This window comes from Micromonospora sp. WMMA1923, from assembly GCF_049179195.1.
Classification (GTDB): Bacteria; Actinomycetota; Actinomycetes; order Mycobacteriales; family Micromonosporaceae; genus Micromonospora; species Micromonospora yangpuensis.
The window spans coordinates 1,837,968-1,857,669 of the sequence record NZ_JBMHLZ010000001.1 but is presented as its reverse complement, the minus strand read 5'-3'; the positions used below and the strand labels follow the sequence as shown (position 1 = coordinate 1,857,669).

The window sequence follows — 19,702 nt, the reverse complement described above, 5'->3', positions numbered from 1 at the left end:
GGTTCCCGGCGGTGGCTCGTCGCTCATCGTCCGGGCTACCCTGCCCGGAGGGTGAGCAGGGTGATCTCGCTCGGCGCGAAGATCCGGAATGGTGGACCCCAGAAGCCGGTGCCGCGGCTCGTGTAGAGCTGGGTCCTGCCGTGCCGGCTGAGGCCCTGCACGACCGGCTGGTCGAGCCGGACCAGGTAGTGGAATGGCCACATCTGGCCGCCGTGGGTGTGCCCGGACAGCTGCAGATCCACACCGGCCGCGACCGCGTCGTCGATCTGCTTCGGCTGGTGCGCCAGCAGCAGCACCGGCAGCCGCGGATCGGCGCCGGCAAGCGCCGCGGCGTGGTCGGCGCGGTGACCGGCGACACCGGACGAGGCGGCGGTCACGTCGTCCACCCCGGCGACCACGAGCCGGGCACCGTCCCGCTCCACCACCAGGTGCCGGTTGTGCAGGGGCTCCCAGCCGAGGGTCCGCATGTGGTCCACCCAGCCCTGCGCCTGGCCGTAGTACTCGTGGTTGCCCGTCACGTACACCCGGGCCAGCCCGGCCCGGACGACACCCAGCGGCGCTGCCTGCGCCCGCCGCTGGTCGACCGTACCGTCAGCGATGTCGCCGGTGTGGCAGACGATGTCGGCAGCCAAGCCGTTGACCACCTCGATCGTGCGGGCGGACCAGCGGGCCCGGTCGATCGGGCCGTAGTGGGTATCGGTCAGCAACACCACCCGAACCCCGTCGAGACCGGCTCCCAACCGGCCGATGGTGACGTCTACCCGCCGAACCCGGGGCACCCGCATCGCCTCGGCGTAACCCCAGACAGCCAGGACGACCGAGACGACCACCGCGCCGGCAGCCACGTACCGCGACCGCACCGGCTCGGCGACCCCCACCGCGGCCAGCGGAAGCCGAGCCACATTACCGATCAACGCCCAGACGAACAGGATCCACACCAGCCCAAGCAGCGTGTCCCCCGCACGGGCCGCCGCGTCCAACCGCCGCCGGCCATGCCCGAGAAACATCAGAACGGGAAACGCGACCAACGCGACGACGAACACGCCCGTACCGGCAGCCACCACCGGCGCCGGCCACCGCGCCGCCACCGTCAACGTCCACCATGGCAACCCGAACAGCAACGCCAGGACCCCGACCAGCGTCACCCCGAACACCAACGGCCGCAGCAACCCCCGCGTCGGTCGCACCTGTACGGCATCGCCAGCAGCCATCGCCGTCCTCCCGTCGGGTCCGTGCAGCATGACACGAACCGGACCGCATCGACCACGCCCGAGAACCGGAACGGACTGGGCCCGTAGGAGATCGATCCGCGACCCGGGAGCACCACGACCCGGGTACGACCGTGAAGAGCCGTTTGACCTAGTCCTGCCAGACGTTCAGTGCCCAGGCCAGGACGTACCAGACGCAGACGTACTCCCGCCCGGAAGCGATTCCGGCGATGTGGCAGGTGATCGGGTCGGGAAAGACACCCTGAAGCCCCCACCCACCCGCCGCCATCGTGACGGGAACCACACTCGAAGCCGCGTTGACGGCGGGCACCGGGGCGGCTTGGGCAGCCCCGACCGTCATGCCCAGGCCACTGGCCACCAAGGTGACCACCACCATGGTCTGGGCCAGTCGCTGCCGCAGGGATTTTTTGCGCATCAGGCTCCTCCCACGCCCCAGGCCCAACGTTCGACCGTGGGCGTCCGTCGATGAAACGTTGCGGTACATGCTAAGCCGGGGAGGAGCACTGTTCGTCGGTCCACAATCCGACTACCGGTGGTGGGCGAGTGCGGGAACAGCCGCGAGGCGGTCGACCTCACCGGCCGGCTGCGCCCGGACGGGACCTCCCGGCGGTGCTGCCGAAGGTGCCGACGGCCTGCGGCACCCGCTGCTCCGGGTGCCGCACCGCCGGCCGGGAGCTGCGGTTCTCGTGCAGCGCGAGCAGGACCACCGAGGCCAGCACCAGCGCCAGGCCGACCCACTGGCTGGCACCGAGCCGCCCGTCGAGCAGGGTGAGCCCGACCAGGGCGGCGGTCAGCGGGAAGGCCAGTTCGGCGAGGGTCGCGTTGGACGCGGGCGTACGACGCAGGGCGTGGTAGTACAGCGTCAGGGCGAGCAGGCCGGGAACCGCGGCGAGCAGCACCAGCCGGGGCACCAGCTCGATCGGCACGCCGACCGGGGTGCCGGTGGCCGCCACGAAGGTGGCCAGCGTGACCAGGCCGACGCTGAACCGCAGCGTGGTGACGTGCAGGAAGGAGAGTTCGGCGCTGACCATCCGGCCGAGGACGGTCCCGGCCGCCCAGAGCGCCGCCGCGCCGAGGGCGAGTGCGGCTGCGGCCAGGCCGCGCGGCTGCGCCGACAGCGGGTCGGGGAAGGCCAGCAGCCAGGCGCCGACGAGCGCGGGCACCGCGAACAGCGGGAACCGGGGACCGACCCGCTCCCCCAGCAGCAGCGCGGCCAGGACCAGGGCGAGCACCGGTTGGAGTTTCTGCAACACCTGCGGGGTGATCGGGTCGCCCAGCCGGAACGCGGCGGTGAAGAGCGTGGTGGCCAGCGCCGAGGAACCGGCGCCGATCACCAGCACGGCCAACTTCGTCCGCACCGAGCACCGGGCCAGCGCGCGGAGGGCCGGGACCACCCAGGGTGACACCAACAGCACCAGCACGACGTGTTCGGCCAGCACCACGCTCAACGCGGGGAGTTCCCGGGCCAGCGGTTCCCGCAGCAGGCTGGAGAAGCCCCAGAGGCTGGCGGCCACGGCGACCAGCCAGGTGCGATCGCCGGTGGCCCGGCTGGTGGGCGGGCTCATCGTGTTCCTCCGGTGGGTGCCGACCTCGTGATCAGTGGATCATTCTCGACGGTCCGGGCCGAGACGGCCTCAGGCCGGATGCCGGGTGCGCTGCGGGTGGGCCCGACGATCGGGCCGGGTGACGCCGGGTGGGCCGGCGGGCGACGGTGTCGCGGCCCACGCGCGGGTGCCGGCCCCGAGGTCACCGACTCGCAGGTCCAGCAGGTGGGCCACGGTGTCCACGTCCCGGCGCAGTCCCGGCGCGAGCACCGGCAGGTCGTGGTAGCCGTCGGCGAGGAAGCGACGGCGCGAGCCGGGCCCGAGGTAGGGACGGAAGTCGGCGGCCTCGGTGAGTGCCAGCAGAGTGGTGCCGGTGCCGTCGGCGTCCGCCACGACCGCCCGTGGGTACGGTCCCGCCGCCGCCAGCGCCGCATCGAACTCCGCCGGCCGGGCCGCGGCGAGATCGGCCATCACCACGGCCAGGCGCGCGTCGCCGTACGCCTCGCCGGCGAGCCGGAGCGCCGCGTGGACCTCCTCGTTCAGGTCCGGCGGGCCGACGCGGCCGGCGACCACGGCGCCGCAGGCCAACGCCGTACCGGTGACCTGCGGGTCGGTGGTGGCGACGACCACGGCGTGGACCCGACGGGCCCGGGTCAGCCCACCGACCACGTCGGTCAGCATCGCCCGGGCCAGCGCGGCACGGTCGGCGGCGGCCAGGCCCACGCACCTGGTCTTGGCGGCCGCGAAGGACTTGGCGGGGACGACCACCACCCACGGGCCGGATGTCACGTCTCCGGCTCCATCCGGGTCAACCGGCCGTACAACTCGGGCCGGCGGTCGCGCAGGAACGGGCGGCGACGGCGGGACCGGTCGACCAGGTCCAGGTCCACCTCGGCCACCGCGATGTCGTCCCGGTCGTCGGCGGCCTGGGCGAGCACGTCACCGTCGGGGCCGTAGACCGCGCTGAGGCCGAAGTACTCCTTGGTCCCCTCGGTGCCTACCCGGTTCGCGCAGATGACGAAGAGCCCGTTGAACACCGCGTGGGCCCGCAGTTCCAACTGGAACACCTCGCGCATCGGCGCGCTCGCCGAGGCGACCGGTACGCAGAGCACCGAGCCGCCGCGCAGGGCCACCACGCGGCTGAGTTCGGGGAAGTGCCGCTCGTAGCAGATGATGGTGCCGACCCCGGTCTCCCCGGTCTGCACCACGTCGGGCTCGGTGCCGCCCGGCTGGAAGTAGAACTTCTCCGGGAAGCCGTTGGAGAACGGCAGATGCGACTTGCGGTACACCGACTTCAGTTCACCGTCGACGTAGGTGCAGGCGGTGTTGTGGTAGACGCCGGGGACCTGGCCCGCCTCGAAGATCGAGGAGACGACCGTCATCCGGTGCCGCTTCGACCGCTCGGCCGCCATCCGGTTCGACGGACCGTCGAGGCCCTCGGCGTACCGGAAGTAGTCCAGGTCGGGTTCGGGTTGGACGAACGGCACCGCGAACAGTTCCGGCAGCAGCAGGATCCGGGTGCCCTGGTCGGCGGCGGCGTCGATCAGGTCGGCGGCGCGGCCGATCGTCTCGGTCCGGTCGTCGGTGGCGCGGAGTTGCAGGGCGGCGAGTTTCACGCGGGGACCTTTCCGACCGCCGGGGCGAGGCCGGTCAGAGCCAGCCCCGAGCGGGTCTTGTACCGCTTGTTGACGCTGATCAGGACTGCGGTCAGGGGTTCCAGTTGGCGGGCCAGTCGCAACCGGCCGGCATCGAGGGCGCGGCCACCGGTCACGTCCACCGCGAGGGCCATCACCCGCTCCTTGGCGACGACGTCGTCACCGCAGACCAGGACGTCCTCGTGGCTGAGGTCCGCGTCCGGGTCGAGCAGGAGGGGAGCGGCCAGATGGTGGAACGCGCCCACCACGGTGGCCGAGGGGACCAGCTCGGCGGCCTCCTCGGCGGCGCTGCCGGCCGGCACGGCGACGCCGTACGGGCCGTGGCGGTCGAAGCCGAGCGGGTTGACGCAGCTCACCACGAGCGAGTCGGCCAGGGCCGGGGCGAGACCGGTGACCAGGTCGGCGTGCCCGTCGTACGGCACGGCGAGCAGGACCACGTCGGCGTCGGTCGCCGCTGCCAGGTTCGTGGCGCCGGTGACGCGGGCGGCACCGACCTGGCGGGACAGCTCCTCGGCGGCGGCCTCGGCGCGTCCGGCGTCGCGGGAGCCGAGAACGACCAGGTGTCCGGCGCGGGCCAGGCGGTAGCCGAGGCCACGGCCCTGCGGGCCGGTGCCGCCGACCACGGCGATGCGACAGGAGGGATGGGCGGTCATCGGGTCACGCCTTCGCGGCCTGGGCCAGCCGGGTGAGCGTCTGCTCCTTGTCCCCGAGCGTGGAGATGATCGGGCAGCGCACCCCGGCCTCCTGGTACGCCTGGAGCTTCTGGAAGGCGTCATCGGTGGTGCCGCAGGCGGTGACGTTCTGCACCAGACTGTTGGGGACCAGGTGCATCGCCCGCTTGATGTCCTCCGGGGTGGCGGGCCAGCCGGCGATCTCCTGCAACCGGTCGACGAGTTCCCGTTCCACCCCGCAGTGCTCGGCGATGTGCGGCTGCTGGCACAGGTAGAGGGTGAGGAACGCCTTGCAGGCGTCGATGGCCTCCTGCGGGTCGGCGTCGTTGACGCTGCACGAGACGATCTGGGTCAGGTCGATGCCGTCGCGGCCGTCGGTCCGCTTGGCCACGCCACGGTCGATCGCCTGCCGGGCACCCACCATGTACGACGGTGGCAGCAGGAAGTCCATGTGCACGCCGTCGCTGATCTCACCGGCGAGTTCGAGCATCCGGGGACCGACCGCGCCGATGTAGATCGGGATGTCGACCGGCTTGTTCTCCCGGTACATGCTGTCGAAGCGCACGTCCTGCATCTGCACGAACTCGCCGTCGAAGTTGACGACCTCGTTGCGGAAGAACGTCTGGAGGACGGTGATGTACTCGCGCATCGACTTGAGCGGCTTGGACAGCGGCTGGCCGACCTTGGTCGCCAGCGGCTCCCACCAGGCGCCGATGCCCAGGATCGCCCGGCCCGGTGCCACCTCGTCCAGCGTCTTGAAGGTGACGGCCATCAGGGCCGCGTTGCGGCTCTTGTTGTTGACCACACCGGTGCCGATCTTCACGTTCCGGGTCCGGCTCGCGATGATCGCCGCCGGGACGATGCCGTCGCGGGCGAGTCGTCCCTCGGCGACCCACACGGACTCGAACCCGTTCTGGTCGGCGAACTCGGCCTGCCCGTAGGTCTGTTCCAGGCTGAGTCGCTCACCGACGTGGATACCCAGGGGAAGTGTCATCTGTCCAGCTCCGCTCGTACGTGGTGCAGGGGATTCGGTGGGTCAGAGGAGACGCGGCGCGTCGCGGGTCAGGAAGGCGCCCCGGCCGGGGGTGTCGGTCCGCAGGCCGTCGGCGTCGACCAGGTGTTCGCCCCGGGAGAAGACGTGCACCGGTCGACCGGTCACGCGCATGCCCTCGTAGATGTTGTAGTCGGTGCGCGTGTGCGACCCCGCCGCCGTGATCACGTGGTCGGCGGCCGGGTCCCAGACCACCAGGTCGGCGTCCGCCCCGACCGCGACGACGCCCTTGCGGGGGAAGAGACCGAACAGCTTGGCCGGGCGGGCGGCGACCAGGTCCACGAAGCGGCACGGGTCGATCACCCCGCTCACCACGCCGGACTGCCAGAGGACCATCAGCCGGTCCTCGACGCCGGGGACACCGTTGGGCACCTTCGGGAAGTAGCCGGGGCTGCGCAGCTTCTGCGGCGGCAGGTCGTCGGGTTGGTGCAGGCAGAAGCCGGCGTGGTCGGTGGCGACGGTGGACAGGGCGCCGGTGGCGAGCATCCGCCACAGACCGTCCTGGTTGCTGCGTTCCCGGATCGGCGGGGAGCAGACGTACGCGGCGGCCCGCTCCCCCAGGTCGGCGTAGTCCTCGTAGGCCACCACCAGGTACTGCGGGCAGGTCTCGCCGTAGACCCGGGACCCGGCGGCGCGGGCCCGACTGATCTCGTCGGCCGCCTCCGCGCTGGAGACGTGCACCACGTACAGCGGTGTGCCGATGGTGTCGGCGAGCACGACCGCGCGGTGCACCGCCTCGGCCTCGGAGTCGTGCCCGTGCGCCCGCAGGTGGAAGCTCTCGGCGGTCCGGCCGCTGTCCACCAGACGCCGCACCTCACGGGCCACCATGTGTCCGTTCTCGGCGTGCACCATCGGCAGCACGTCGAGGTCGCGGGCCAGCTCGAAGCCGTCGAGCAGCTCGTCGTCGGCGACCATCTGGCCCGGGTAGGCCATGAAGAACTTCCAGCTCGTGGCGCCCTCGCCGACCAGCCGGCGCAGGTCGGCGAGGACGTCCGGCTGGGCGGCGCGGGGCGGGACGATGGCGTGCAGACCGACGTCCACCACGGCCTTGGCCGCCGCCGTGTCCCGCCGCCGCAGGTACGTGTCGTACAGCGTCCGGTCGGGTTCCTTCTTGACGAAGTCGATGACCGTGGTGGTGCCGCCGCACGCCGCCGCGACCGTCCCGCTGTGGAAGTCGTCGGCGGTGTGGGTGCTGAAGCCGTCGACCGGGTACTCCAGGTGGGTGTGCGCGTCGATGCCACCGGGCAGGACCAGCTTGCCCGTCGCGTCCACCACGTCGTCGGCGGTCCAGTCCGTCCCGGTGCCGAGGGCGACGATCCGGCCGTCGCGTACCAGCACGTCGGCGCGGACCGCGGCGTCGGCGTTGACGACCGTGCCGTTGGTGATCAGCGTCGTCGGCATCGTGCCTCTCCTCTCCCCCGGCGGGTCCGTCACCCGCCGCGCCGTCGCTCAGTTCTGGTAGTGCTCGTCGGCGAGGTCGAGCACCTCGTCGAGGACGCCGAGCGCCAGGTCGATCTCGTCGGCGGTGATGACCAGTGGTGGGGTCAGCCGCAGGACGTTGAAGTTGGCGGTCAGGTAGACGCCCCGCTGCATCGCGGCCTTGAGCAGCCGGCCGACCGGTGCGGCGGCCGGACCCTTGGCGTTGAAGGGCACGAGCGGTTCCCGGGTGTCGCGGTCGCGGACCAGCTCCACGCCGTAGAACAGCCCCCGGCCCCGGATCTCGCCGATGCTCGGGTGTCTCTGGGCCAGCGTGGCCAGACCGGCGCCGAGCCGCTCCCCCATCGTCCGGGCGTTCTCCACCACGCCCTCGTCCTGCATGATCCGCAGCGACGCCACGCCGGAGGCGCAGGCGAGCGGGTGCCCGGCGTACGTCAGGCCGCCCCAGAACATGTTGTCGCGCAGCCACTCGGAGATCCGGGTGGAGACGGTCATCGCGCCGAGCGGCACGTACCCGGAGTTCAGGCCCTTGGCGGTGGTGAGGATGTCCGGCACGACGTCCCAGTGGTCGCAGGCGAACCACTCCCCGGTACGCCCGAATCCCGCCATCACCTCGTCGAAGATGAGCAGGATGCCGTACTTGTCGCAGACCTCCCGCAGCGAGCGCAGGTAGCCGTCCGGCGGGTAGAGCAGCCCGTTCGTGCCGGTGACCGGCTCGACGATCACGGCGGCGACGGTCTCCGGGTTCTCGTAGCGGAGGATCTCCTCCAGGTGCGGGCCGCCGGAGCAGACCGGGCACGGGTCGGGGTGCCCGGCCGGGCAGCGGTAGGTGTACGGGTCGAGCATCCGCACCACGCCGCTCATCCCCGGCTCGGCCGCCCACCGGCGCGGGTCGCCGGTCAGCGACATCGCGCCCGCCGTGGCGCCGTGGTACGAGCGGTACCGGGCGATGACCTTCTGTCGGCCGGTGACGTGCCGGGCCAGTCGGACGGCGTTCTCGTTGGCCGCCGCGCCGCCGGTGGTGAAGAAGGTCATCTTGAGGTCACCGGGGGTGATCCCGGCCATCATCTCGGCCAGTTCCGCCCGGGACCGCTCGGCGAAGCCGGGTCCGATGTAGCAGAGCTGTTCGGCCTGGGCGCGGATCGCCTCGACCAGTCGGGGGTGCTGGTGACCCAGGTTCAGGTTGACCAGTTGGGACTGGAAGTCGAGGTACCGGTGGCCGTCGTAGTCCCAGAACCACGAACCGGATCCGCCGGCCACGGGGATGGGGTCGAGCTTGCCCTGCACCGACCAGGAGTGGATGACGTACTCCTTGTCGGTCTCCTTGAGCCGCTGGCTGGTCCAGGTGGTGGTGTCGGTGTCGGTGATGGTCATCGGCTGGCTCCGTCCCGTCGCGCGCTCAGGTCAGTTGCTCTTGAGCTCGGCGCCGAAGGCGGCGAGGCGGGCCAGCGGGCGTCCGGTGTTCGACGCGGCGCAGACCACGAGGATCTCCCGGGGCCGGGGCACGTCGGCCACCTGGAGGGTCACCGTCTGGTGGTGGGACCGGGTCTTGGAGTCCAGCTTGTGCTTGAGCGGAATGTCGATCGGGCTGCCGGGCACGCCGACCTTCTCGGCGGCGGGCAGCAGTTCGGTGCCGCCGGCCGCGGTGCGGAAGACGTTGCCGAAGCGCAGGTTGTGGATCAGCGCCGAGCCGTGCTCGACCTCGCCGTCGATGCCGACGAGCGCGGCCTTGCCGAACGCCTCGACCTCGGTGCCGAGCAGTTCCACGCAGGCGGGGCCGACCAGTTCGCCGATCTCCTGGCCGATCTCGTCGGCCAGGGTAACCAGGTCCTGCACGTACTCGCCGGGGTAGGGGTTCTCGATGACCACGCCGGCGAAGGCGACCCGGTGCACCGGCTGCACCGCTCTGCCGTTCTCCAGCCGCGTCTCTTCGAGGTGACGGATCAGCTTGCGAACCCGGATGCTCACGATCACTCCTTAGTGGTTCACTGGATGAACCATTGGTTCATATACTGGCGTTGCTGCGGGTGCGAGTCAATAGCTCCGAGGGACGTATCCGGCTATCCGGCGAGGTTCATCTCTCGCCGTCCGCCCAGGTCAGGGCCGCGACGAGAACGCTGTGGGCACGGCCGGTCCGTCGGTCACGTACAGATCGGTCCGCCGGTCGGCGAGCGGTTGGTTGAACGGGTTGTGCCGCCGGTGCGCCCGCGTACCGATCAGGTCCACCTCGGCCAGCACCAGTTCCTCGCGGTCCCCGCTGGCCGGGCCGGCGATCGGCCAGCCGTCCGGTCCGACCAGGACGGACCGGCCGACGAAGGGTTGGCCGCGTTCCGCCCCGATCCGGCTGATCCCGGCCACGTAGCACTGGTTGGAGTGCGCCCCGGTCATGCACATCAGGTTCGCCATCGCCGGCGTCCCGGTCGGCTGCCCCGGCACCGGCACCCAGTTCGACGGCAGCACCACCAGGTCGGCGCCCTGCAGCGCGGCGCTGCGGAACGTCTCGGGGAACCAGGCGTCGTAACAGATCCCGATGCCGATCCGACCCAGTGGCGTGTCGAACACCGGGAAGCCGTCGTCGTTGCGGTCGTAGATCTCCTTCTCGTCGTTCCAGAGGTGGGCCTTGCGGAACGTGCCGAGAAGGCCGGTCGGACCGAGCAGCACCGCCGAGTTGAAGACCGCGTCGCCGTCCCGCTCGGTCACCCCACCCACGATCCACACGTCCAGTTCGGCGGCGAGCCGCGCCCACGCGGTGACCGTCGGCCCGTCCGACACCGGCTGGGCGTACCGGGCGGCCTCCGCCCGGTCGGCGAAGACGTACCCCGCCGAGGCCGCCTCGGGCAGCACCACGAGTCGGGCACCCCGGTCGGCCGCCGCCCGGATCCAGGCCGACGTGCTGGCGACGTTCGCCGCGACGTCACCGAAGACCGGGGCCATCTGCACCCCGGCGAGCAGGAAGCGGGTCACCATGGCGCCCGCACCGCCGCGTACTTGACGGTGAGGTACTCGTCGATGCCGACCGTCCCGCCCTCACGTCCCAGACCGGACTGCTTGACGCCGCCGAACGGGGCCGCCGGGTTGGAGATGACGCCCTGGTTGAGCCCCACCATCCCGCTCTCCAGCCGCTCGGTCACCCGCAGACCACGGCCCAGGTTCTCGGTGAAGACGTACGCGGCCAGGCCGTACTCGGAGGCGTTGGCGAGGCCGACCGCCTCGTCCTCGTCGTCGAAGGCCACCACCGGGGCGACCGGGCCGAAGATCTCCTCACGGACGCACCGGGCATCGTCCGGCACACCGGAGAGCACGGTAGGCGCGAAGAAGTGTCCCGCTCCCCCGACCGGCCCGCCACCGGTGACGACCGCCGCACCGGCCTGTGTGGCGTCGGTGACCAGCTCGGCGACCGAGGTCACCGCGACGCCGTCGATCAGCGGCCCCACGTCGGTCGACGGGTCCAGCCCGTGCCCGACCCGCAGCCCACCCAGCCGCTCGGCGAGCGCCTCGACGAAGTGCGGCGCCACCGAGCGGTGCACGTAGAACCGGTTCGCGGCGGTGCACGCCTCACCCACGTTACGCATCTTGGCCTGGACCGCCCCCTCGACGGCCAGATCGAGGTCGGCGTCGGCGAAGACCAGGAACGGCGCGTTCCCGCCCAGTTCCATCGAGGTCCGCAGCACCCGGTCGGCGGACTGGGCCAGCAGGGTCCGGCCGACCGGAGTCGAACCGGTGAACGACAGCTTGCGCAGCCGCTCGTCGGTGAGCAGGGCCGAGGTGACCCGCCCGGACTGCGAGGTGGTGATCACGTTGACCACGCCCCGGGGCAGGCCGGCCTCCTCCAGGATCCCCACCAGCGCCAGCATGGACAGCGGGGTCTGCTTGGCCGGCTTGACCACGACGGTGCACCCGGCTGCCAGGGCGGGACCGATCTTGCGGGTGCCCATCGCCATCGGAAAGTTCCACGGGGTCACCAGCAGGCAGGGGCCGACCGGTTGGCGCATCACCACGACCCGCGAGTTGCCGCCCGGCGCCGGCAGGTAGCCACCGTCGATGCGGACCGCCTCCTCGGCGAACCAGCGCAGGAACTCGGCGGCGTAGCTCACCTCGGCCTGGGACTCGGCGAACGCCTTGCCCATCTCCAGGGTCATCATCCGGGCCAGGTCGTCACGGCGCTCGATGATCAGGTCGAACGCCCGGCGCAGCACCTCGCCCCGCTCCCGGGGCGCGGTCGCGGCCCACCCGGCCTGGGCCCGGGCGGCGGCGGCCAACGCGTCCCGCCCGTCCTCGACCGAGGCGTCCGCCACCTCGGCGACGGTCGTTCCGGTCGCCGGATCCTCCACGGGCAGGACGGCACCGTCCCGACCCGCGCGCCACTCGCCGTCGACGTACAGTCCCTTGGGGGTCCTGTCGACCACCGTCAGTGCCGCCGCCAACACCTCGGCTGGTACGGCCATTGTCTCCTCCTTCACCGCACACCTCGCCGTGGACGAGCCGGTGCGGTCGGCGGGTGCCCTAGCGTCTGGCGAAGGCACTCGGAATGTCGATGTCTGCGTTACTGAGCAGTTCGGTGAGCTGCCGGGCCGCCTTGATCACCGACTCCGCCATGGTGTCGATGCGCTCGCGGGTGATCCGGTACGTCGGCCCGCCGATCCAGACCGCGTACGGCGTGTTGCCGCGCAGCCGCACCGGCGCCGCGACCGACGCCGCCCCGACCTCCAGTTCGTCGTACGCGAAGGCGAACCCGCGCTCCCGGACCGCGTCCAACGAGGCCACGAAGGACTCCAGGTCGCCCACCTCCGGCGGGGCGTGCTCGGCGAACTCCTCGGTGAAGTCCTCCCACACCGACTCCGCGCTCAGCGCCGCCAGGAGCACCTTGCCGGTGGAGGTGGCCCAGACCGGCTGGGTACGGGGTACCGGTTTGAGCGTCTGCCCGATCAGCGACGGACCCGGCACCTGCGCCACGACCATCACCTGCGGCGGCAGCAGCACGTCGAAGCCAGCGGTCTCCCGGGTCTCCTCGGCGAGGTTGCGCAGCACCTCCCGCATGTGGCTGTAGGCGCCACCGCCGTCGAGCAGTCCCCCCACGATCGAGAGCAGACCGAGGGACACCCGGTAGCGGCGGGTGATCGGATCCAGGGTGAGCCAGCTCTCCCGCTCCAGCACCGTGAGCACGCGGTAGCAGGTGGCCTTGGGAATACCCGCCTCGCGGGCGACCTCGCTGAGCCCGACACCCTCCGGGTGCGCCGCCACGGCCCGCAGGAGCCAGATCGTACGTCGCACCAGGCCCGCCTCACTGGGCGCCATCGCTACCTCCATCAATCGCCGTCAGCCGTGGGATACGGCCCACATCTTGGCAGAAGCCACCGGCTGCGGCCGGGTGCCGAACGGCGGGAGCCGCCGGCACCCGGCCGCCCGCCTAGCTGCCGCCTTCCGTGATCGTCACGGTCTCCGGTGTGTAGGAGTTCCCGTTGGCGTCGAAGCCGTCGGCGCCGAGTTCGTCGTTGGCGCGCTTCGACAGGTCGGTGCGGAACGCGTCGGAGTCCGGCACGCCCTTGAGCACCCCGCCACCCATCGCGATCTTGATGGTCTGATCCCAGGCCGCCTGGTCCATCATTCCCACGCCGTTGGCGGCCGGCCAGATCAGCTTGTTGATCTCGTTGAGCATCCAGGTCTGGTGGCCCTTGCCCAGGGCACTGCCGGCGTTGAGCACGATGTCCACGCAGCCGTCCAGTTCGTCGCGGCAGAAGCCCCAGCCCCGGTAGGACGCCTTGAGGAACTTCACCGCCGTGTCCTGGTTGACCTGCTCGTTGAGCCAGTCGCCCCGGGCGTAGACGCCGTCCTCCAGGCTGGTGTAGCCGGCGTCCTGGAGGTTGATCACGGAGAAGTCCGACGGCTGGTAGAGCTGGCCGGTGTCCGGGTTCTTGGTCTCCAGCAACTGGGCGTACTCGTTGTAGGTCTTGGCCTGGGCGGCGTCGACCTCCTTGCGCAGCAGCAGCGACATGTCGAAGGGCTGCTGGATGATCTCGGCGTCCTTGGTCGGGTCGACACCGGCGTCCTTCATCGCGGCGAACAGCACCAGCTCGTTGCCGTAGCCCCAGCTGCCGACCTTCTTGCCCTTCAGGTCGGTCAGCTCCTTGATGCCGGAGTCGGCCCAGGCGACCTGGAGGTACGCGCCGCGCTGGAACACCTGGCCGATGTTGACCAGGTCCGCGCCCTGTTCCCGGGTGACCATCGTCTTGGTGACGTGGCTGACCGCGAACTCGGCGTTGCCGGCGGAGAGCACCTGCTGGGGGACGATGTTGACGCCGCCCTCCTGGATGGTGACGTCGAGGCACTCCTCGGCGTAGTACCCCTTCTCCTTGGCCGCGTAGTAGCCGGCGAACTGGGCCTGGGCGACCCACTGGAGCACCACCCGGACCTTGGTGGTCGTCTCGCAGTTCTTGGCGGCCTCGGCCGCGGACTCGCTCGGGCCGTCGGACATGCCACCGCAGGCCGAGGCGGCGAGCAGGACGGCGGTGAGGGTGGCGGCGATCGTGATCGGGCGGTTCCTCCGCGAGGTCCGCCGTAGGTGCAGGGCCATGTCTGACTCCAACATTTCGTGGGGATCCGGGCTCTCAGGAGTCGCTGTCGTGCAGGGACTCGTGCCAGGGCATCAGGAGGCGTTCCAGCAGGGACGTGGCACCGAACAGCAGCAGACCGAGGGCACTGGCCACGGCGATCCCCGCCCAGGCGAACTCGAAGCGGGGCAGGGCCGCCTGGTAGGCGATGTACACCCCGAGCGCGTTGCTCGGTCCACCGAAGTACTCGGTCACGATCACGCCGATCACGGCGAGCGTGCTGCCGAGTTTGAGCGCGTTGAACAGGTACGGCAACGCGTTGGGCAGCCGCAGCATGAGCGCCACCTGTCGGGGCTGTGCCGCGAGCGACTGCATGATCTCCAGGTGCAGGGGTGAGACCTGGAGGAGGCCCCTGGTGGTGTTGACCAGGACCGGAAAGAAGACCATCACCGCAGCCACGCCCGCCTTGGACATCGGGTTGGTGACCCCGAACCAGTTGTTGAAGATCGGCGCGAGAGCCACGATCGGGGCGCAGTTGATGATGACGGCGGCGGTCAGCACCGGGCCGGACACACCCGGGAAGCGGCTGAGCGCCAGCGACACCGTGACCCCGGCGACCGCGCCGAGGAAGAGGCCGAGGAGCACCGCCCGCACGGTGACCACCGAGGCCGACATGATCGTGCCGAACTCGGAGCGGAACGCGGACGAGATCTCCACCGGCGCCGGCACGATGAACGACGGGACGTCGAAGATCGTGACGACCAGTTGCCACGAGCCGAGGATCAGCACCGCGGTGAGCACGACCGGCAGGAACCGGCCGACGGCCGTCCGGAGCCCGGCGGCGGCCGGGGTCCGCCGCGCGAGAGGCGTGGTGCTCATCGGGCCGCCTGCTCGGCCGGGGCGCCGTGCAGCGCCGCGCGTACCTCGGTGACCTTGGCGAAGAACGCCTCGGTGGTCCGGGTCGCGGCGGTCCGTGGGTACGGCAGGTCGACGTCGATGCTGGCGGCGATGCGGCCGGGCCGGGCGGACATCACGACGATCCGCGAGGACAGGAAGACCGCCTCGGAGATGCTGTGCGTCACGAAGACGACGGTGGTCCGGGTGTCCGACCAGATCCGGAGCAGCTCGCCCTGGAGGCGTTCGCGGTTCATCTCGTCGAGCGCGCCCAGCGGCTCGTCCATGAACAGGATCTCCGGGTCCGCCGACAGCGCGCGGGCGATCGCCACCCGCTGCTGCATGCCACCGGAGAGCTGCCAGGGGAAGTGGCGGGAGAAGTCGGTGAGCCGGACCAGCTCCAGCATCTCGTGGGCCTTGGCCCGCCGGGTCGACCTGTCCACTCCGGCCACCTGCAACGGCAGTTCGACGTTGCGCTGCACGGTCCGCCACTCGAAGAGTCCGGCCTGCTGGAAGACCATCCCGTAGTCCCGGTCCAACCGGGACGCGGCCGGCGTCTTGCCGTTGAGCGACACCGTGCCGCTGGTCGGCTCGGTGAGGTCCGCCAGGATCCGCAGCAGCGTGCTCTTGCCGCAGCCGCTGGGACCCAGCAGGGACACGAACTCACCCCGCTCGATCGCCAGGTCGATGTCCTCAAGCGCCGTCACCGTGCGGTCTCCGCCGGTGAACTGCTTGGTGACTCCTCGCACGGAAATGATCGCGGCCTCGGACATCAGCGTCTCTCCAGGTCTTGTGGAGGCGGAAGGGGTGGTCACCGGGTCTGCCGGTTCCGGAGCGCGATGCGCTCGATGAGTGCCAGGGACTGCACGAAGACGATGCCGGCCGCCGCCGCGACCAGGACGGCCGCGTACAACTTCTCGGGGCCGTTGGAGTAGTAGTAGGCGAAGGTGAGGATGGCCCGGCCGATGCCCCGGCCGGTGCCTGCGGAAAGCTCACCGACGATCGCGCCCACCACGCTCGCGGTCGCCGCGAGGCGCAGGCCGGCGAAGACGAAGGGCAGCGCCGCGGGCATCCGCAGCCACCCGAGTACCTGCCAACGGCCGGCACCGACGCTGCGCATGAACTCCAGTTGGACCTTCGGCGGCGACTTCAGCCCGCGCAGGGTGTTGATGGTGACCGGGAAGAACGCGAGGTAGGCGGCGATGCCGGTGACCGCCACCCAGGGGGGTGCGCCGGCCTGGCCGCCCCAGATCACGATCATCGGTGCGATGGCCACCAGGGGGACCGTCTGCGACGCCACCAGCCAGGGCATCAGCCCCTTGCTCAGCGGCACCACGTTCAGGAAGAGGACGGCGAGCAGCAGACCGAGCGACGCGCCGGCCACCAGGCCGTAGAACGCCTCGCGCAGCGTCACGCTGGTCTCGCCGAGCAGATAGACGCCGAGTGTGGCCGCGTCGCCGCGCCGGGCCGGTTCGACGAGTGCGCCGAGGATCGTCCACACGTGCGGCATCGACAGGTCGTCGGTGGCGACGGGGAAGGCGATCCCAGTGCCGGGCACGACGTCGCCGACGGCTCGGCCCACCGCCTTGTAGCCCTCCCACAGGCCGGCGAGCGCTGTCACCACGAGGACGGCTCCGACGCCGTCGCGACCGCGTCTGCCCACGGCGGCCAGTCGGGCGTTTCGGCGGCGTGGTGTCGGTGGGTCCACCCGACCGGTGGGTCCGCCCTGGGCGGCCACCGCGGCGGTGGTCGTTCTTGTCGCGGTCATGCAGGCACTCTCCGAATCCCTCGGAAGCGTCGTCTGGCGTGGGATCCCCCGGGCTTCCATCACCCGGATCGGATCACTCAGTGAACTGGTGGTTCACCCTAGGAGCGTGAGCCAGGCCACGTCAACGGTTCTGAGCCGACCTCGGATCACGATTTGTGACCTCGCAACCCACGCTCACCTGCGGATACCGCAATCCGGGCCCTCGCCCACCCACCGCCGCCACGCTCCGTGACGCCTCCTGCACCACGCGCGCAGACGGCCTCTCCGACGCCGGACGCCGGGAGGTCATTGACGCTGCGGGCACCGTGACGTCGGCCCCGGACCGCGCCCGGGCAGACCCGTACGCCGTCCGGGCACCCCGGCCCATCGTTCGGGTGGCGCCCCCCGTCCCCGGTTCCTCCCGGCGGGGCGGTCCGCACCGCGTCGGGCCCGACACCGTGCCCGCCGCCGGGCGTACCGGCCCGACCGCCGACCGGCGCGGCGAAGGTCACCGGGGCATCGAACGCGGCCCGGCCGGCGGCCAGAACCAGGGCGGCCAGAACCAGAGGTTCAACAGCAGCCCGTACGTGTGGGCGGCGGCCAGCATCTGGAACGGCAGCCAGGCCCGACCCCAGGCGGTGAGCAGCGCATCCCCGCAGCCCGGGAGAACCTCACCACCCGCACCAACCGACTCGACCGCTACCGCGCAGCCCTCGACACCGGCGCAGACCCCGCAGTCGTCACCCGATGGATCGCCGACGGCCACCTCGACATCCAGGCCGAACAGGCGGTCGTAATCGGCCAGCTGGCGGTGCTCCACCTCGGTCGTGACTGCCGGCGCTGGCGCCTGCCGGGCCGCTGTCCGCAGATCGGCGGCGGCTTGGCGGTGAGCGGGATCGGTGATGCTCTGATGCTTCGCCCAGCACCGGTCATGCCAGGCGACTTGGCGGTCCTCGCAGAACACCTGCACCCGGTCGGCGTCGGCGACGATGGTGACTCGTCGGCCCACCGCCGCCGGGTGCACCGAGTAGTCGTTGCTGTCCAACCGGACGTAATGATCCCGAGGCAGGCGGGTGGTCTGCCGCCAGCCAACCACCGGCGCGACCGGCGGCAGCGACAGCATCGCGGCCCGGTCGGCGTCCCACCGGTCCAGCGGGCGGCAGCCCCGCATCCGGTGTTGGCGGTGGTTCGCCCGCACCAGCCAGTCGGTGAGCTGGGCGTTGAAGTCCTGAGGTGAGGCGAAACGGCGTCCGGGCAGGAACGACGTCTCCAGATAGCCGTTGGCCCGCTCCACCAGGCCCTTCGATTCCGGATCCGCCGGCCGGCACCGGATCACCTTGATGCCGAGAGTGCCGCGGAAGGCGTTCATCGCCTCCGTCAACTGCGGCCTGCCGGCCCGCCACTGCCCGACCGCGGACTCGTTGTCCCACACCAACGCCTTCGGCACCCGCCCCCAGCCGGAGATCAACGTCCAGTGCCCGCCCAGCAGATCCGTCGACCGCCGCGACGGGATCATCACCGCCGACAACCACCGCGAATACCCCGACACCATCACCGACCTACCGACCGCCCACGGGTTCTTGATCACTGGCGTTGCGGCAGGTCCGGATGCCGCCGACGGCTCGCCACGGTCGACGCGTCCTGGCAGGGAACTGTCGTAGTCGATCCTTAGGCTGGCGGCGTGAGCATGAACGGCAACTGGCTGCGTGTTACCCCGGCCGAGCTGGAGCAGGCCAGAGCTGACCTCGCCTGGGCGTACGGGTTGGCCATGACGCATCGGGACGACGACTCCGACCGCTGGAGCGCCACCGACAAGGCATGGAACGGACTCGACTTCCTGCTCGACCGGCTTGGCGTCGACATCCCGCTGGTCCTGGGAGCGGAGGAGTTCGTGGAACTGCCAGATGTCGAACCCGACAGCGACGAGATGTTCGACTTCCTGGACAACCTGGACGACGACTGGGGCTAGGCCGTGTTTCGTAGTGCGCGGAGCCATTGGTTGATGGCGGCGATGGTGAGGGTGGCTTCGTAGCGCACGGCGAGTTTGTCGTATCTGGTGGCCATGGCGCGGTGTTGTTTGAGCTGGTTGATGCCGCACTCCACGGCGTGACGCAGGCGGTAGACCTCGGGGTCGAAGACGGGTGGACGTCCGCCTTTGGACCCTTTGGCCTTGCGGTGCGCGTCCTGGTCGGCCTTGCTCGGGATGCACGCTCGGATGCCCCGGGATCGCAGGTGGGCTCGGTTGGCTTTGGACGTGTACGCCTTGTCGGCCAGCACCATGTCGGGGCGGGTCCGGGGCCGGCCGCCACCGGCGCGGGGGACACGTAGTTTGGCCAGTACGGGGATGAACTGTGGGCTGTCGCCGTGTTGTCCGGCGGTCACCACCATGGCCATCAGTTTGCGGCCCTGCTCGCAGGCCAGATGGGTCTTGGTGGTCCAGCCGCCCCTTGACCGGCCGAGGCCGTGATCTGCCGGCTCGGTCTGCACACCACCGGGCGGCTCCTTCTGCGCCTGCCCGTCACGGCGGGCCCCAGCGGCGTGCTGGTGGGCGCGGCTGATGGTCGAGTCCACGCTCACCGTCCAGCCGATCAACCCCGCCGCGTCCGCCAGGGCCTGCAACGAGGTGAGAATCTGCGCCCAGACGCCGTCGCGCTGCCAGCGCCGGAACCACCGGTACAAGGTCTGCCACGGCGGGTAGGACGCGGGCACGACACCGCCATGGTGATCCGGTCCGGACCCGCCACCGGATCCCGTCGATGATCACTCTCATGGTCCATCTGCGCGGCCGAGCATGACCCGTTCCCGCAGGCAGCAACGGCTCGAGGACCGCCCACTGCACGTCGGTCAGGTCATGTCGCCTCGCTGCCGCTACGCTCGGCACGAGGTCTCCGGTGTGAAGTTCCAGCTTGGTCGCTGAACCAACTAC

The 19,702-nt window shown here is 71.0% G+C and carries 19 protein-coding genes and 1 pseudogene; 1 reads left to right on the top strand and 19 read right to left on the bottom strand.

Annotated features, from left to right (window positions below; translation table 11 throughout):
* Positions 1-35: 35 nt before the first annotated feature.
* The 18 genes and pseudogenes from ACN28G_RS08450 to ACN28G_RS08365 form a co-directional block, all read right to left on the bottom strand.
* A complete protein-coding gene (locus ACN28G_RS08450) occupies positions 36-1,211 on the bottom strand; it encodes a metallophosphoesterase (RefSeq protein WP_421478834.1) in 1,176 nt (391 codons plus the stop codon).
* A 148-nt stretch (positions 1,212-1,359) separates the two neighbouring features.
* On the bottom strand, positions 1,360-1,644 hold the full coding sequence (locus ACN28G_RS08445) for a hypothetical protein (RefSeq protein ID WP_421478833.1): 285 nt from the start codon (positions 1,642-1,644) through the stop codon (positions 1,360-1,362).
* Between the two features lie 157 nt (positions 1,645-1,801).
* Complete coding sequence (locus tag ACN28G_RS08440; protein ID WP_091436946.1) at positions 1,802-2,794, bottom strand: DMT family transporter; 993 nt, start codon at positions 2,792-2,794, stop codon at positions 1,802-1,804.
* A 69-nt stretch (positions 2,795-2,863) separates the two neighbouring features.
* Positions 2,864-3,562 (bottom strand): 2-phospho-L-lactate guanylyltransferase, encoded by a 699-nt coding sequence (gene cofC / locus ACN28G_RS08435; RefSeq protein WP_421478832.1) that lies wholly within the window; start codon positions 3,560-3,562, stop codon positions 2,864-2,866.
* Positions 3,559-4,389: a nitrilase-related carbon-nitrogen hydrolase gene (locus ACN28G_RS08430; RefSeq protein WP_421478831.1), complete on the bottom strand. Its 831-nt coding sequence runs from the start codon at positions 4,387-4,389 to the stop codon at positions 3,559-3,561. Before ACN28G_RS08430 ends, cofC begins: the two co-directional genes overlap by 4 nt.
* Positions 4,386-5,081 carry an NADPH-dependent F420 reductase gene (gene npdG, locus ACN28G_RS08425; RefSeq protein ID WP_091436938.1) on the bottom strand — a complete coding sequence of 232 codons (696 nt, stop codon included), beginning with the start codon at positions 5,079-5,081 and terminating at the stop codon, positions 4,386-4,388. The genes ACN28G_RS08430 and npdG overlap by 4 nt, the downstream gene beginning before the upstream one ends.
* Before the next feature lie 4 nt (positions 5,082-5,085).
* Positions 5,086-6,093 (bottom strand): LLM class flavin-dependent oxidoreductase, encoded by a 1,008-nt coding sequence (locus ACN28G_RS08420; RefSeq protein WP_091436936.1) that lies wholly within the window; start codon positions 6,091-6,093, stop codon positions 5,086-5,088.
* Between the two features lie 42 nt (positions 6,094-6,135).
* Positions 6,136-7,551: a dihydropyrimidinase gene (gene hydA / locus ACN28G_RS08415; RefSeq protein WP_091436934.1), complete on the bottom strand. Its 1,416-nt coding sequence runs from the start codon at positions 7,549-7,551 to the stop codon at positions 6,136-6,138.
* A 48-nt stretch (positions 7,552-7,599) separates the two neighbouring features.
* Positions 7,600-8,961 (bottom strand): aminotransferase class III-fold pyridoxal phosphate-dependent enzyme, encoded by a 1,362-nt coding sequence (locus ACN28G_RS08410; protein WP_421478830.1) that lies wholly within the window; start codon positions 8,959-8,961, stop codon positions 7,600-7,602.
* A 30-nt stretch (positions 8,962-8,991) separates the two neighbouring features.
* Positions 8,992-9,555, bottom strand: a complete 564-nt coding sequence (locus ACN28G_RS08405; protein WP_421478829.1) for an amino acid synthesis family protein — start codon at positions 9,553-9,555, stop codon at positions 8,992-8,994.
* A gap of 129 nt (positions 9,556-9,684) precedes the next feature.
* Entirely contained in the window at positions 9,685-10,554 is an 870-nt protein-coding gene (locus ACN28G_RS08400) for a nitrilase family protein (RefSeq protein WP_091436930.1), read from the bottom strand.
* The gene (locus ACN28G_RS08395; protein ID WP_091436928.1) at positions 10,548-12,032 is read right to left on the bottom strand and encodes an NAD-dependent succinate-semialdehyde dehydrogenase; all 1,485 of its coding nucleotides are present in this window, start codon (positions 12,030-12,032) and stop codon (positions 10,548-10,550) included. The genes ACN28G_RS08400 and ACN28G_RS08395 overlap by 7 nt, the downstream gene beginning before the upstream one ends.
* A gap of 58 nt (positions 12,033-12,090) precedes the next feature.
* Positions 12,091-12,882: an IclR family transcriptional regulator gene (locus tag ACN28G_RS08390; protein ID WP_175440512.1), complete on the bottom strand. Its 792-nt coding sequence runs from the start codon at positions 12,880-12,882 to the stop codon at positions 12,091-12,093.
* A 112-nt stretch (positions 12,883-12,994) separates the two neighbouring features.
* Positions 12,995-14,173 (bottom strand): ABC transporter substrate-binding protein, encoded by a 1,179-nt coding sequence (locus tag ACN28G_RS08385; RefSeq protein WP_217628794.1) that lies wholly within the window; start codon positions 14,171-14,173, stop codon positions 12,995-12,997.
* Between the two features lie 19 nt (positions 14,174-14,192).
* Complete coding sequence (locus ACN28G_RS08380; RefSeq protein WP_091436923.1) at positions 14,193-15,014, bottom strand: ABC transporter permease; 822 nt, start codon at positions 15,012-15,014, stop codon at positions 14,193-14,195.
* The gene (locus ACN28G_RS08375) at positions 15,011-15,787 is read right to left on the bottom strand and encodes an ABC transporter ATP-binding protein (RefSeq protein ID WP_421480884.1); all 777 of its coding nucleotides are present in this window, start codon (positions 15,785-15,787) and stop codon (positions 15,011-15,013) included. Before ACN28G_RS08375 ends, ACN28G_RS08380 begins: the two co-directional genes overlap by 4 nt.
* Positions 15,788-15,840: 53 nt before the next feature.
* Positions 15,841-16,797: an ABC transporter permease gene (locus ACN28G_RS08370; protein WP_421478828.1), complete on the bottom strand. Its 957-nt coding sequence runs from the start codon at positions 16,795-16,797 to the stop codon at positions 15,841-15,843.
* Positions 16,798-17,545: 748 nt separating this feature from the next.
* Positions 17,546-18,382 (bottom strand): annotated as a pseudogene (locus tag ACN28G_RS08365) (Mu transposase domain-containing protein); the annotation flags it as partial.
* A gap of 81 nt (positions 18,383-18,463) precedes the next feature.
* On the opposite strand from ACN28G_RS08365, the gene ACN28G_RS08360 reads away from it, so the two are divergent.
* On the top strand, positions 18,464-18,745 hold the full coding sequence (locus ACN28G_RS08360; protein WP_421480883.1) for a DUF1877 family protein: 282 nt from the start codon (positions 18,464-18,466) through the stop codon (positions 18,743-18,745).
* On the opposite strand, the gene ACN28G_RS08355 is transcribed toward ACN28G_RS08360, so the two are convergent.
* A protein-coding gene (locus ACN28G_RS08355; protein WP_421478827.1) for an IS5 family transposase occupies positions 18,742-19,657 on the bottom strand; the annotation gives its coding sequence in 2 pieces (ribosomal slippage) (positions 18,742-19,488 and positions 19,490-19,657; 915 coding nt in all). The genes ACN28G_RS08360 and ACN28G_RS08355 overlap by 4 nt on opposite strands.
* Between the last annotated feature and the right edge of the window lie 45 nt (positions 19,658-19,702).

What these genes read in the sequence shown, in the direction of transcription:
- ACN28G_RS08380 (WP_091436923.1), bottom strand. Translation starts at nt 15,014, where the DNA reads ATGAGCACCACGCCTCTCGCGCGGCGGACCCCGGCCGCCGCCGGGCTC.
- ACN28G_RS08410 (WP_421478830.1), bottom strand. Translation starts at nt 8,961, where the DNA reads ATGACCATCACCGACACCGACACCACCACCTGGACCAGCCAGCGGCTC.
- ACN28G_RS08400 (WP_091436930.1), bottom strand. Translation starts at nt 10,554, where the DNA reads ATGGTGACCCGCTTCCTGCTCGCCGGGGTGCAGATGGCCCCGGTCTTC.
- ACN28G_RS08440 (WP_091436946.1), bottom strand. Translation starts at nt 2,794, where the DNA reads ATGAGCCCGCCCACCAGCCGGGCCACCGGCGATCGCACCTGGCTGGTC.
- ACN28G_RS08385 (WP_217628794.1), bottom strand. Translation starts at nt 14,173, where the DNA reads ATGTTGGAGTCAGACATGGCCCTGCACCTACGGCGGACCTCGCGGAGG.
- ACN28G_RS08420 (WP_091436936.1), bottom strand. Translation starts at nt 6,093, where the DNA reads ATGACACTTCCCCTGGGTATCCACGTCGGTGAGCGACTCAGCCTGGAA.
- ACN28G_RS08360 (WP_421480883.1), top strand. Translation starts at nt 18,464, where the DNA reads ATGAACGGCAACTGGCTGCGTGTTACCCCGGCCGAGCTGGAGCAGGCC.
- ACN28G_RS08450 (WP_421478834.1), bottom strand. Translation starts at nt 1,211, where the DNA reads ATGGCTGCTGGCGATGCCGTACAGGTGCGACCGACGCGGGGGTTGCTG.
- npdG (WP_091436938.1), bottom strand. Translation starts at nt 5,081, where the DNA reads ATGACCGCCCATCCCTCCTGTCGCATCGCCGTGGTCGGCGGCACCGGC.
- hydA (WP_091436934.1), bottom strand. Translation starts at nt 7,551, where the DNA reads ATGCCGACGACGCTGATCACCAACGGCACGGTCGTCAACGCCGACGCC.
- ACN28G_RS08395 (WP_091436928.1), bottom strand. Translation starts at nt 12,032, where the DNA reads ATGGCCGTACCAGCCGAGGTGTTGGCGGCGGCACTGACGGTGGTCGAC.
- ACN28G_RS08445 (WP_421478833.1), bottom strand. Translation starts at nt 1,644, where the DNA reads ATGCGCAAAAAATCCCTGCGGCAGCGACTGGCCCAGACCATGGTGGTG.
- ACN28G_RS08390 (WP_175440512.1), bottom strand. Translation starts at nt 12,882, where the DNA reads ATGGCGCCCAGTGAGGCGGGCCTGGTGCGACGTACGATCTGGCTCCTG.
- ACN28G_RS08370 (WP_421478828.1), bottom strand. Translation starts at nt 16,797, where the DNA reads ATGACCGCGACAAGAACGACCACCGCCGCGGTGGCCGCCCAGGGCGGA.